This window comes from Frankiales bacterium, assembly GCA_016125335.1.
Classification (GTDB): domain Bacteria; phylum Actinomycetota; class Actinomycetes; order S36-B12; family CAIYMF01; genus Longivirga.
This window is the reverse complement of sequence record WGLY01000010.1, coordinates 1-12,319: the sequence shown is the minus strand read 5'-3', so window position 1 is coordinate 12,319 and position 12,319 is coordinate 1. Positions and strand designations below refer to the sequence as shown.

Genomic DNA, 12,319 nt, shown 5'->3' with positions numbered 1-12,319 from the left:
ACGGGCCCGGACCGCGGTGCGCCGCGAGTCGCCGAGGAGGGGTCGCGGTGGTCGGGTCGGGTGCCGGGCGCGCGCGCCTGCGCACGCTCGTGGCCCTGCTGCTCGTGGTGGCCGCCGTCGGCGTGCCCACCGCCTCGCCCGCCGGCGCCGACACCGACATCAAGAAGAAGGTCGCCGCCGCCTCGGACGACCTGGCCCAGGCGTCCAAGGCCGTCACCCGCGCCGCCGAGGCACTCCAGCGCGCCCGCACGCAGCTGCCCGCCGCCGAGGCCGCGCTCGCCGCGGCGCTCACCGCGCAGACCGACGCGCGCCGTGCCGCGGCCGCCGCCGAGGTCGCCCGGTCGCGGGCCACCGCCGCGGTGGCCACCGCCCACCAGCGGCTGGTCGCGGCGCGGCAGCGCATCGTCGACATGAACGGCCAGATCGGCGACCTCGCCCGGGCGGTCTACACCCAGGGCCCGTTCAGCGAGCTCGCCGCGATCGTCTCGGCGCAGTCGCCGTCGGACTTCGCCGACCAGCTCGAGGCCATCCGCACGTTCTCCCGCTCGCAGAACCGCGCCCTGGCCGACCTCGAGGCCGCCAAGGCCGCGGTCGCCCTCGCGAACGTGCAGGCGCAGCAGGCGCAGACCCGGGCCACCGCGGCGGCGGCCGCAGCGCAGGCGGCCCTCGAGCGGGCGGCGACGGCGGCCGAGAAGGCCAAGGCGGCCAAGGCGTCGGTCGACGCGCTGGTGGCCGAGCGCGCCGACGCGCTGGCCGTGGCCGCGCGCGAGAAGGCGAAGGTCAAGAAGCAGTACCTGTCGCTGAAGAAGGAGCAGAAGCGCCTCGCCGAGCTCGAGCGGCGAGCCGCGGCCGCGCACGCCTCCAGCGGCGGCAGCTCGTCCGCCACGCCCACCGGCTCGCTCATGTGGCCCATCCCCGGCGCCTACGTCGTCGGCGGGGTCGGCTGGCGGGTGCACCCGGTGTACGGCTACCGCTCGTGCCACACCGGCCTGGACATCCACGGCGCCTACGGCACGCCCATCCACGCGGCCGCCGCGGGCACGGTGATCGAGGTGCTCAACTACGGTGCCTACGGGCTGCACACGGTGATCAGCCACGGCGGCGCGCTCTCCACGATGTACGCGCACCAGTCGAGCACCACCGTGCACGTGGGCCAGGTGGTGGCCAAGGGCCAGGTGATCGGCTACGTCGGCGCCACCGGGTGGGTGACCGGCCCGCACCTGCACTTCGAGGTGCACGTCAACGGCGTGCCCTACGACCCCATGGGCTGGTTCGGCTCCCCGCGCGTGCCGGTGCCCTGCTGGTCCTGACGCTGCCGTGCCCGGGTCGCCCGGCCCGCGCCGGCGGCTCCCGACACCCGGTCGCGGCCCCGGCCGTGACCCCCACCGGGCGGCCCGGCGTCCGCTGACCGCGACGCGGCGGCGACCCGAAGCCTCCACTGGAGGGTGAGCCCGCCCGCGCAGCGGGCAACGTCGGCGCCCGTCGGGGGTGGCACGACCTAGACTCGTCCCCCGTGTCCACCCCGTCGCCGCCCCTGCGCCGAGCCGGACGAGCAGCCCTCGTCGTCGCGCTCGTGCTGGTGGCGTACGCCGGGGGCGTGCTGACCGGCGTGGTGGGCTCGCGGCCGCAGGAGCAGGCGGCGACGGCGCCGCCCAGCGTGCTCGACGAGGCCGCGGCCAAGATCATGGCCGACGCCCAGCACCCGGTGTCGCAGACCCAGCTCGACCAGGCCGCGGTCGAGGGGATGCTCAAGGCCCTCGGCGACCGCTGGTCGGCGTACTACCAGCAGAGCGACGTCACGTCGTTCCAGCAGGGCCTCGACGGCCGCTACTCCGGCATCGGCGTGTGGCTGCGCCAGGGCCAGGACAGCCAGGTGTACATCGGCAGCGTGCAGAGTGGCTCGCCCGCGGCGCTGGCCGGGCTGGTCGCCGGCGACCGCATCCTGTCCGTGGCCGGCGCACCGGTCGCCGACCTCTCGCTCGGCGCGGTGGCCTCCACCCTGCGCGGCGACCCCGGTACCCGGGTGTCGCTGGTGGTCGTGCGCGACGGCGAGCCCCGCTCGCTCACCGTCACCCGCGGCTCGCTGTCCAACGACGACGTCGTCGTCACCCGGCTCACCGGCGGGGTCGACGTCGTGCGCATCGCGGCGTTCACCCGCGGCGTGGGCGCGGCCGTGCGCAAGGCCATCGAGGCCACCGACCAGCAGCCCCTCAACGGCGTCGTGCTCGACCTGCGCTCCAACCCCGGCGGCCTGCTCACCGAGGCGGTCGAGGTGGCCAGCGCCTTCCTCGACGGCGGCGCCGTGGTGTCCTATGAGAAGCGCGGCGAGCCGGTGCACCACCTCGACGCCCTCGGCGGCGGCGACACCACCGTGCCGGTGGTGGTGCTCGTCGACGGCGGCACGGCCAGCGCGGCCGAGGTGGTCGCCGGGGCGCTCCAGGACCGCAACCGCGCGGTGATCGTGGGCTCGCGCACCTTCGGCAAGGGCACCGTGCAGGAGCCCAGCACCCTCTCGGACGGCTCGGCCATCGAGCTCACCGTGGGCCGCTACCTGCTGCCCTCGGGCCGCTCGCTCGAGGGCGTGGGCATCGAGCCCGACATCCTGGTGAGCGACCGCGCCGGCGCGGCCACCGCCGAGCAGCGCGCGCTCGAGGTGCTGCGCGGCCTCGTCGCCGCCAGCGACACGGCGCAGCGGGGCTGAGGCATGGCACGCGAGCAGGGCACGAAGTACGTGGCCCAGAACAAGAAGGCGCGCCACGACTACCACATCGAGGCCACCTACGAGGCCGGCCTCGTGCTCACCGGCACCGAGGTGAAGGCGCTGCGCGCCGGCCGCGCGTCGCTCGTCGACGGCTTCGCCCAGGTGAAGGACGGCGAGGTGTGGCTGCACAACGTCCACATCCCCGAGTACTCCCAGGGCACCTGGACCAACCACGCGCCGCGCCGCGCCCGCAAGCTGCTGCTGCGCAAGGACGAGATCAGCAAGCTCATCGGCAAGACCAAGGAGGGCGGCCTCACCCTCGTGCCGCTCTCGCTGTACTTCAAGAACGGCTACGCGAAGGTCGAGATCGCGCTCGCCCGCGGCAAGAAGAGCTACGACAAGCGGCAGAGCATCGCCGAGCGCGACAACAAGCGCATGATCGCCCGCGAGATGGGCCGGCGCGTGAAGGGCCGCACCGACTGAGAGTTCGTTGACCGACGGTCGGTCAACGGGTTAGCGTCGCCGGGTGACCCGGCAGCAGCAGGCGGAGGCCTCGCGCGCCGCGCTGGTCGCCGCCGCCCGCGCCTGCTTCACCGAGTCGGGCTACGACGCCACCACCGTGGCCGAGGTGCTGCGCCGGGCCGGGATGGCCCGCGGCGCGCTCTACCACTACTTCCCGGGCGGCAAGGCCGAGCTGTTCGCCGCCGTCTACGACGACGTCGACTCCGCGCTGCACGCGGAGCTCGACCGCATCGACGGCACGCGCTCGCCGCTGGCGGCGCTGCGCGCGGGCATCGCGGTGTACCTGCGGCTGTGCACGCAGCCCGACTTCGCCAGCGTGGTGGTGCGGGACGCGCCGCGCGTGGTGCCGGACCAGGAGTGGGCGCAGAGCGTGGGCGGCTCGGGCCGCTCGTTCCGGCGCATGCGCGAGGCGCTCGACGCCGCGCTCGCCGCCGGCGAGATCGCGCCGTGCGACACCGCCCTTCAGGCAGCCGCCGTCTACGGCGCCACCCGCGAGCTCGGCGCGCACGTCATCGGCGCGTCCCGCCCCGCGCGGGCGGCCGCCGAGGCCACCCGCGCCATGGACCGCATGCTCGACGGCATCGCGGTCGCGCCCCCGCCGTCCCGGGCCCGGCACGCGCCGTCCGCCCGTCGCACCACCAGGACCCCGACCAAGGAGCACGCATGAGCGACGACGCCGGCCTCGAGGAGATGCTCGACGGGTTCTGGCCCTACCGGCGCAGCACGGAGGCGTTCCGCCGGCTGCCCGCGGAGCCGGTGGAGCGCGGCCGGCTGCTGGCCGAGATCGCCGACATGGCGCACCGCGAGGACGCGCAGGGCGACCAGGGCACGGTGAGCGGCAGCCTCTACAGCGGCGACCACGACCACTACGCGTTCCTCGGCGAGGTGTTCAGCCTCTTCAGCCACGCCAACGTGCTCCAGCGCGACATGTACCCGAGCGCGACCAAGTTCGAGGGCGAGATCGTCGCCATGACCTCGGACCTGCTGCACGGCACGGGCGTCGGCGTCGTCACCAGCGGCGGCTCGGAGAGCCTCATCACCGCGCTCTACTCCTACCGCGAGCAGGCGCGCGAGACCCGCGGCGTCACCCGGCCCAACGTCGTGATGCCGGTGACCGCGCACGTCGCGCTCGACAAGGGCGCGCACTGGATGGGCATCGAGGTGCGCCACGCCCCGCTGTCCGAGGGCTACGTCGCCGACGTCGACGCCATGGCCGGGCTCATCGACGACCAGACGATCGCGCTCGTGGGCAGCGCCGCCAACTACGCGCACGGGCTCATCGACCCCATCGAGGCGATCGCCGAGCTGGCGCAGAGCCGCGGCCTGGGCCTGCACGTGGACGGCTGCCTCGGCGGGTGGCTGCTGCCGTGGGTGGAGCGCCTGGGCTACGACGTGCCGCTGTGGGACTTCCGCGTGCCCGGCGTCACCAGCATCTCGGCCGACACGCACAAGTACGGTTACGCGCTCAAGGGCTCGAGCGTGCTGCTCTACCGCAGCAAGGACCTGCGCAAGCACCAGTACTTCACCTACCCGGACTGGCCCGGCGGCCTCTACCTCTCACCCGGGCTGGCCGGCTCGCGCAGCGGCGGCATCATCGCCTCGACCTACGCCGCGCTGCTCGCGACGGGTGAGTCCGGCTACCTCGCGGCCGCCGACGACATCATGCGCACGGCGTCGGCGATCAGCGTGGGCATCCGCACCTCGGTGCCCGAGCTCGAGGTGATCGGCGACCCGACGTTCCTCGTGGCCTTCAAGGCGGCCGACGAGGCGGCGCTGGACATCTACCTGGTGAACGACTCGCTCAAGGACCAGGGCTGGCGGATGAACTCGCTCCAGCTGCCGGCCGCGCTGCACTTCTGCGTCACCCGGCCCAACACCGCGCCGGGCACGGCCGAGCGGTTCCTCGACGCGCTGCGCGTGGCGGTGGCGTACGCGCAGGAGCACCACGGCGAGCCGGCGAAGTCCGGTGCCATGTACGGCTTCGGCGCGGGGACGCCGCAGGGCAACGCGACGCTCCAGGCCGTGATGTCCGGCGTGCTCGACGCGATGCACGAGGTCGCTCCCGAGACGGCGTCGGCCTGACATGGACGCCACGCGCTGGATCCTCGCCGTCGACCTCGGCAACGGCGGGCCCAAGGTGGCGGTGGTGGGCCTCGACGGCGAGATCCGGCGGATCGCCTCGCGGCCGGTGTCGGTGCACGTGGGGCTCGACGGCGCGGCGACCCAGGACGCCGCGGAGTGGTGGGACCGCGTGGTGGAGGCCTCGGCCGAGGCGGTGGCGGAGTCCGGCGCGGACCGCGACGCGCTGCACGCCGTCGCCATCACCGGCCAGTGGGGGTCGACGGTGCCGGTGGGCGCCGACGGCACGCCCGTGGGCGAGGTGCTGCTGTGGGCCGACACCCGCGCGCGCGACCTGGTGAAGGACGTGATCGGCGGCCCGGTGAACGTCTCGGGCATCGCGCCGCACAAGGCGCTGCCGTTCGTCCGCACGACGGGCGGGGCGCCGACGCCGAGCGGCGCCGACCCCACCGGCCACTCGCTGCTCCTCCAGCAGCGCATGCCCGAGGTGTACGCCCGCGCCGTTGCGCTGCTCGAGCCGGTGGACTACCTCGGCCTGCGCTTCACCGGCCGCACCGCGGCGACGCCGGCGTCGATGATCCTCAGCTGGCTCACCGACAACAGGCCAGGCGCGCCACTGGGCTACGTCGACTCCCTCGTCGCGCGCACTCGCCGCGACCGCGCCCGGCTGCCGGAGCTGGTGCCCACCGGCTCGGTGCTCGGCCCGTTGCTGCCCGAGGTGGCCGAGGCGATCGGCGTCGCGCCCGGAGCCCCCGTGGTGTGCGGCGTGCCGGACCTGCACGCGGCGGTGGTGGGGTCCGGCGCGGTGGCGCCGTACGAGACCCACATCGCCCTCTCGACCACGGCCTGGATCGGGGCGCGCGTGCCGTTCAAGCGCACCGACGTGCTGCACTCGATCGCCACCGTGCCGGGGCTCGACCCGCAGACCCCGATCGTGGCGAACAACCAGGAGACCGGGGCCGCCGCGCTCCAGTGGCTGCGCGAGCAGGTGATCGCACCGCCCGACGGCCTGCTCGGCGGCGGCAGCGGCATCGGCGCCGAGGGGATGGCGCCCGAGGGTGCGGCGCCGTCGTTCGACGACCTGCTGGCGCTCGCGGCCACGGCGCCGGCGGGCAGCGAGGGGCTGCTGTTCATGCCGTGGCTCAACGGCGAGCGCAGCCCGGTGGAGGACAAGCGGCTGCGTTCGGGCTGGCTCAACATGAGCCTGCGCACCGACCGCGCGATGCTCGTGCGCTCGGTGCTCGAGGGTGTGGCCTACAACGTGCGCTGGCTGTTCGAGGCCTACGAGAAGTTCCTCAAGCGGCCGGTGCCCAGCGTGCGCATCCTCGGGGGAGGGGCGCAGAGCGACCTGTGGTGCCAGGTGTTCGCCGACGTGCTCCAGCGCCCGGTCGAGCAGGTGGCCGACCCGCGGCACGCGCAGCTGCGCGGCGTGGCCCTGTGGGCGCGGATCTGCCTGGGCGAGCTTCGGCTCGAGGAGGTGCCGGCGTCGGTGCCGGTCGCTGCCACCTACCACCCGACGGCGTCGGACGTGGGTGCCTACGACGCCGGGTACGCCGAGTACCGCCGGCTGGCCGGCACGCTCAAGGGCCTCTACGGCCGGCTCAACCGCGGCGTGTGAGCATTCGGCGGCACTCAGGCGATCGGGGTGCCGGGCCCGAGCGACTCGACGTCGATCGACCCGGTGCCCGCGACGACGAGGTCGGTGACCTGCCCGGTGGACGGGTCGTAGACGATCGCGGCCTCCGTGCCGGCGGAGCTCGACGTCACGGGTGAGCCCTGCGGTGGCGTGAAGTCGCCGGCCATCACCACGACGATCACCGGGGTGGCACCCACCCCGTTGGACTCCGAGCCCAGAACGCGGCTCGCGGTGGCGGCGTCGGTGACGTACTCGACCACCGAGGTGACCGTGCTCGGCCAGCCGTCGTTGCCCACGCCGCCGCTCGAGCTCGACACCGCGAACTGCCGGGCCGCGCTCTCCGCGGCGTGACGGTCGTCGAGGGTGACGCCGTTCTGCACCTGCGGCGCCGGCGGCGCGGGGGTGCCCAGGCCGCCCAGCACGGTGAGGCTCAGCACCACCACGAGGGCCGTGGTAGCCAGCCCGGCCAGCCCGGCCACGCGCCGGGAACGCATCGTGCGGTCCACCCGAGCACCGTACGCCGGACCGCCGGGGCGTGGCCGCGCTCGTCCCCGTCGCCGGTCGGCGTCCAGGGCCGTGATCGCCACCGGCGGAACTCCGGGGGAGCAACGGGGTCGGCCGGGGCTGCCCGGTGCCCCTACACTGGGAGCACAACTGCACAGGGGGTGATCGGTTTCGACTTCGTCTGTTGAGATGGGAGAAGCGGGCCGAGGATGCTGGTCATCTCGTCAACGATCCAGCGCCTAAATACAAGTGCCAACACTCAGCGCACTGACTTCGCCCTCGCTGCCTAAGCGAGCCTGAAGTCCGTCAGCCCGGGGGCGTTCCCGCCCCGGATCCTGGCGTCAGCTAGGGAACTCACCGCGTAGCCCGGTCACGGGGCTGCTCGGGACATCACACAGTGACTGAGCCCGTCGGGAGCTTGTCCGCGTGACTCCCGGGGCCGAGAAAAGCACAGCGGACTGCGCCCGGAGAAGGCCCTGATCACCAACGAAGGACGCGGGTTCGATTCCCGCCACCTCCACCCCTGTGACCTGCGGAAACGCTGGTTATGTTGACAAGGAGGGTAGCCAACCGTTGACACGGATGGCTACCCTCCTTCGTCATGGCCTCCATCCGACCGCGCCGCCGAGCTGACGGCACCACGGCCTACGCCGTGCTCTGGCGCGACCCGGACACCGGCAAGCAGACCTCGCTGACCTACGACGACGAGCGCGAGGCCGTCGTCGCGCTGAAGCTCATCGAGGCAGCCGGCGGACGCGAGGTCGAGGCCGCGCGACTGGCCGAGGCCGTGAAGCAGTCCGGCCCCACGTTGTCCGACGTCGTGCGCGAGCACATCGACCTGCTGACGGCAGTCGGACCCGACACCCGTAGCCACTACCGCACGCAGCTCACGTCGCACATCGACCCGGTGATCGGTGGCGTGCCGGTGGTGGGTGTCACCTACCGCCACATCGCCACGTGGGTGCAGGCGATGAGTGCCAAGGGCCTGGCGCCGAAGACGATCGCGAACGTGCACGGACTGCTGTCCGCGTCGTTGTCGACGGCCGTGCGACTCGGTTACCGATCGGACAATCCGTGCGCTGGCATCGAGCTGCCGAAGAGCACGGCCACGCAGGACGAGATGGTCGTGCTGACTCGTGACGAGTTCGCCCTTCTGCTCGCACAGATCCCCGAGTCGTATAGGCCGCTCGTGCTGACTCTGGTGGCCACAGGCATGCGCTGGGGGGAAGCTACCGCTTTGACGACCGCCGACTTCGACCTCGGCGCGACCCCGCCGACGATCCGGGTGACGAAGGCCTGGAAGCGCGACGAGAAGCGCAACTGGTACGTGGGACCGCCCAAGACCAAGCGGGCACGTCGCACGATCGCTCTGCCTGACGATCTTGTCGACGTGCTGCGCCCGATCATTGAGGGCCGCGCCCCGGACGACCTGGTGTTCGCCAACTCGCGCGGCAACCAGATCTCGTCGTCGCGGTTCTGGACGTCCACGTGGACTCCTGCGCTCAACGCGGCATGCGACCCGCACAGGCCGGACGGGACACGCGACCCCGACGCCCCGCGTCTGACGAAGAGACCGCGGGTCCACGACCTCCGCCACACCCACGCGTCGTGGATGATTGCCCAGGGCACCGACCTGTTCGTGCTGCAGCGCCGGCTCGGCCACGAGTCGATCACCACGACGACCGACACGTACTCGCACCTGCTGCCCGACCAGCAGAATGCCGCGGCGGCGGCCGCCGGTCGCGCGCTCTCTGGCTTGGTGACGTAGGCCCACATCTATGGGCCCCGACAACGGCGTGCGCAGGAGCAAGGGACTACCTCCGGTGAGCCCGTTGTGAACGGCTCGTGCCACCCAGCGACAGGACGGGGACGCCATCGTCGGGAACGGCCGCAGGCCTGGAGTTCTCGACCGTGGGAACCGTGCAACGCGCCAGAACCTCGTTCACGTGCTCGGGCAAGAAGCGGATTCTGCCCTTACCGAGCCGGAGATGGGTGAGCAGGCCCCGTCTCGCCTGATCACGCAACCACCACGCCGAGGCGCCGACGATCTCGGCAACCTCCTCGGGACTCAGGGTGTGAGGCACCAGCGGTTCTGCGTCCGGGACGGGGGCGGCAACCGCGTCAGCTGGAGCCGGAGGACCGCCCGACGGACGGATCGGCATCGACATCATCACTGGACGGCTCATCAGGGGATCCCTTCCTCACAACTGGGCCGACCATGGTGCGCGTACTGTCCGTCATCTCGTCCGCCGTCTGGGGTGTGCCTGGCTTCCGCGGCCGACGACGGACTGGATGTCGTCCGTCATTTCGTCCGCCGCTTGGCGTGAAGGCTTCTTCGCTCTCGGCGACGGACCGACGGTTGACCATCATGTTGTCCGGCGTCTCGCGTGAGCCACTCAGCATCTGGTGTCACCGAACGGACGTCCGCGATCGCGTCCGCCGGCATCATGCGAGCGTGTGTGGCCGCCGACCTCTTCCGCTGCGGCCGACCAGTGGCGCGAGTCGTCCACAGCGGTCGGGACCGATGTGGTGTGCTCAGTGGGCGAGAGGCCGAGCGTCGTCGCATGACTGATCAGCAGAGCGTTCATCAGTGCGACGACCCGGACTGCCGGGTCGAGAGCGTTCGCAAGCTGCGGTGGCAGATCGAAGACCTCACGATCGCGATCGCCGACGCCATGGCCTGGCCCGACGACCTCGTGTTGCCAGCCAACGTGAGAGCGCTTCTGAACTTGCGCGACGTGCTGCAGGAGCTCGATGTTCGTCGATCTCCCGATGCAACGCGCAGCACTCAACATCACGACGCGGTTGTCGTGAGTAGTGGACGACATCACTCTGCGCGGATTCCTCGCGTCCACAGCGTCGCCGTACTCTGCGAGAACCCGGTCACTCGCGCGACGTAGCCAGCGACAACGCGCGTTGTCATCCGTAGGAGCCAGACGAGTGTCGGATGGTGTGCCCGCTGCTGGGGACCTTGTGCGTGGCGGTTCCTGCCGGGGGAGCGGACGTTGTGTGCGGGAACGCGTGCGACGTTGCCAGGCCGACGTCTGCCGCCTGGCGTCGTGTTCCGCAGGCTGGTCGTGGTGACTCGAGCCGAGCTCCCCAGCCGGTGACTACCGATGGCCACCCGGCTGGCGGGGAGTGCGTCAGCTGTGCATTGAGGAGCGCTACAACTGTGCAAGTTGCCCAGTGAAGTAAGCGACTACGAGGGTGAGACTGGTCACATTGCCGGTCAAGAACAGGTCAGGGTCCTGGCGGGTGGTGCTCGGCGGCCTTAGTTTCGCTGCCGCGGATGGGTGCGCCGGCATCCGGCCTACGGCGGCTCCGGACGCGCAACAGGCGGGCCTAGGCGCGCCCCGTGGACCCACATCCCGGGGCGCTCCTGGCCCGTCCACCCGGAAGGCAGGGGAGCGGTGGCCAGCATCGAGTTCACAGCGCGACGCTGGCGCGCTGACTTCACCACCTACCACTGGCGCCTGGCACCAGCGCGGGACGCGGACGCCCGCAAGGTGGTCCTGCTGCGCAATCACGAACGCGCGAGCTGGCCGGACACCGTCCGGGCCTGCGGGATCACCGACCTGGGCCAGGTCGGCTTCACCGACATGCGTGAACGCGCCCTGTTCGCGCTCGACTGCGACCTCATCGCGGCCGACCGATGACGCCCTACTGGGCCGGGTATCAAGGTCTGCGACGTCAGCTCCTGCGATTCAGGCGGGAGCACGACGTCGTGGAGGTCTGCGAGCTGCAGACCACCCATGGGCCCGCCCACGCTGCCACCAGCGTGGGCGGGCTCTCGGCCTGCGGCACCATCACCGTCGGATACCTCACCAGCAGCCCCTGGCCGCCCCTGGGCGAGACCTGTCCGGACTGCATCGACCTCGTCCCACCCGATCTCGACGAGACCGACGTTCACGTCTACCTCGACTATGCCGACCGCGAATTCCCGGAACGCAGCTGAGGCGGGGCGTTCAACACACGACGCTCGCCTCGGCGACCACGGGTCGCCTTGAGACTTCCGCGGAGGGCGTCTTCACCGCACTGCCTGACGACCGATGTCTGGCGGCGATCTCAGGTTCTCGATGTGCGGCGCCACTCGAGGCTTGACCTATCCCCGGGGGAGGTTGTCCAGGTTGTTGGCGGTGGTGTGGTCCGGTGCCGTGGTGATGTAGGGCGTCACCGAGCAGCCGGGTCGCGGGCACTGCGCGATCTTTCGGATGCGCGCCGTTCGACCGCCGCCGCTGGTCTGCCAGAGGTTTCCGTTGTCGATGCTGCGCACGACGGACGCCCTGGTATGGAAGGTGCCCGTCGAGTCGATGACGCCTTGGGTGTGCTCGTGCGTGGACCCGCTGGTGTCCATCCGGACCTTGGTCACCGTCTACATGGTCAAGACTCTCCCAGTCGAGCTCAGTCGATTGGGAGTGGTGGCGACTCAGCGTCTATCCGCTGCCTTGCCGTTCGCCGCCACGTTGGATGAACTCTTGATGACTTCCTTGACTGGCAGTCATAGCACTGGTTGGGTCCGGGTTGCCACAAGTTCACATCTCGGGTTCGGGGGATTCCATGGCGTCCTGGCATGGCTGGCTGGTTCGTTGGGTTCGGTCGCGGATGCTGGTGGTGACGGCGCTCGGGGTGGCGGTGGCGCTGGTGTGGTCGCTGCTGGTCGATGACGGGTCCGCGTTGGCGGAGTCATTAGTTGCTGCGGGGGCGCCTGCGGCTGTGGCGAAGGCGCCGATGCACAGGTTGAACCGCCCCGGGATTGATGGAGGCTCTCAAGCCACGGGAGGCTGGGAGTCATGGCAGCACCGAGGAAGTACCCCGACGAGCTCCGCGAGCGTGCGGTCCGGCTCGTCCTGGACGTGAAGGACGACGCCGGCTCGGTC

The 12,319-nt window shown here is 71.8% G+C and carries 11 protein-coding genes, 1 other RNA gene and 1 pseudogene; 11 read left to right on the top strand and 2 right to left on the bottom strand.

Annotation, left to right across the window (positions count from 1 at the left end; genetic code table 11):
• The first annotated feature begins 47 nt into the window (after nt 1-47).
• From GC157_06145 to GC157_06120, 6 genes are all read left to right on the top strand, one after another.
• The gene (locus tag GC157_06145) at nt 48-1,310 is read left to right on the top strand and encodes a peptidoglycan DD-metalloendopeptidase family protein (GenBank protein MBI1377045.1); all 1,263 of its coding nucleotides are present in this window, start codon (nt 48-50) and stop codon (nt 1,308-1,310) included.
• Between the two features lie 203 nt (nt 1,311-1,513).
• Nucleotides 1,514-2,701: a PDZ domain-containing protein gene (locus GC157_06140; protein MBI1377044.1), complete on the top strand. Its 1,188-nt coding sequence runs from the start codon at nt 1,514-1,516 to the stop codon at nt 2,699-2,701.
• A gap of 3 nt (nt 2,702-2,704) precedes the next feature.
• Nucleotides 2,705-3,184 carry an SsrA-binding protein SmpB gene (smpB, locus tag GC157_06135; GenBank protein MBI1377043.1) on the top strand — a complete coding sequence of 160 codons (480 nt, stop codon included), beginning with the start codon at nt 2,705-2,707 and terminating at the stop codon, nt 3,182-3,184.
• 43 nt (nt 3,185-3,227) lie between these two features.
• Complete coding sequence (locus GC157_06130) at nt 3,228-3,890, top strand: TetR family transcriptional regulator (protein ID MBI1377042.1); 663 nt, start codon at nt 3,228-3,230, stop codon at nt 3,888-3,890.
• Nucleotides 3,887-5,305 (top strand): aminotransferase class V-fold PLP-dependent enzyme, encoded by a 1,419-nt coding sequence (locus GC157_06125; protein ID MBI1377041.1) that lies wholly within the window; start codon nt 3,887-3,889, stop codon nt 5,303-5,305. The genes GC157_06130 and GC157_06125 overlap by 4 nt, the downstream gene beginning before the upstream one ends.
• 1 nt (nt 5,306) lies before the next feature.
• Nucleotides 5,307-6,920: a carbohydrate kinase gene (locus tag GC157_06120; protein ID MBI1377040.1), complete on the top strand. Its 1,614-nt coding sequence runs from the start codon at nt 5,307-5,309 to the stop codon at nt 6,918-6,920.
• Between the two features lie 14 nt (nt 6,921-6,934).
• On the opposite strand, the gene GC157_06115 is transcribed toward GC157_06120, so the two are convergent.
• Nucleotides 6,935-7,444 (bottom strand): hypothetical protein, encoded by a 510-nt coding sequence (locus tag GC157_06115; GenBank protein ID MBI1377039.1) that lies wholly within the window; start codon nt 7,442-7,444, stop codon nt 6,935-6,937.
• A gap of 155 nt (nt 7,445-7,599) precedes the next feature.
• On the opposite strand from GC157_06115, the gene ssrA reads away from it, so the two are divergent.
• The 5 genes from ssrA to GC157_06090 all read left to right on the top strand — a co-directional run bounded on the left by ssrA (nt 7,600) and on the right by GC157_06090 (nt 11,397).
• Nucleotides 7,600-7,965: a transfer-messenger RNA gene (gene ssrA, locus GC157_06110) on the top strand.
• A 78-nt stretch (nt 7,966-8,043) separates the two neighbouring features.
• Nucleotides 8,044-9,210 (top strand): tyrosine-type recombinase/integrase, encoded by a 1,167-nt coding sequence (locus tag GC157_06105; GenBank protein MBI1377038.1) that lies wholly within the window; start codon nt 8,044-8,046, stop codon nt 9,208-9,210.
• A 796-nt stretch (nt 9,211-10,006) separates the two neighbouring features.
• Entirely contained in the window at nt 10,007-10,342 is a 336-nt protein-coding gene (locus GC157_06100; protein ID MBI1377037.1) for a hypothetical protein, read from the top strand.
• 510 nt (nt 10,343-10,852) lie between these two features.
• Entirely contained in the window at nt 10,853-11,098 is a 246-nt protein-coding gene (locus GC157_06095; GenBank protein ID MBI1377036.1) for a hypothetical protein, read from the top strand.
• 68 nt (nt 11,099-11,166) lie between these two features.
• A complete protein-coding gene (locus GC157_06090; GenBank protein ID MBI1377035.1) occupies nt 11,167-11,397 on the top strand; it encodes a hypothetical protein in 231 nt (76 codons plus the stop codon).
• A gap of 147 nt (nt 11,398-11,544) precedes the next feature.
• Here the strand turns inward: GC157_06090 and GC157_06085 are convergent.
• Nucleotides 11,545-11,811: pseudogene (locus tag GC157_06085) on the bottom strand (DUF3892 domain-containing protein).
• Nucleotides 11,812-12,319 lie beyond the last annotated feature (508 nt).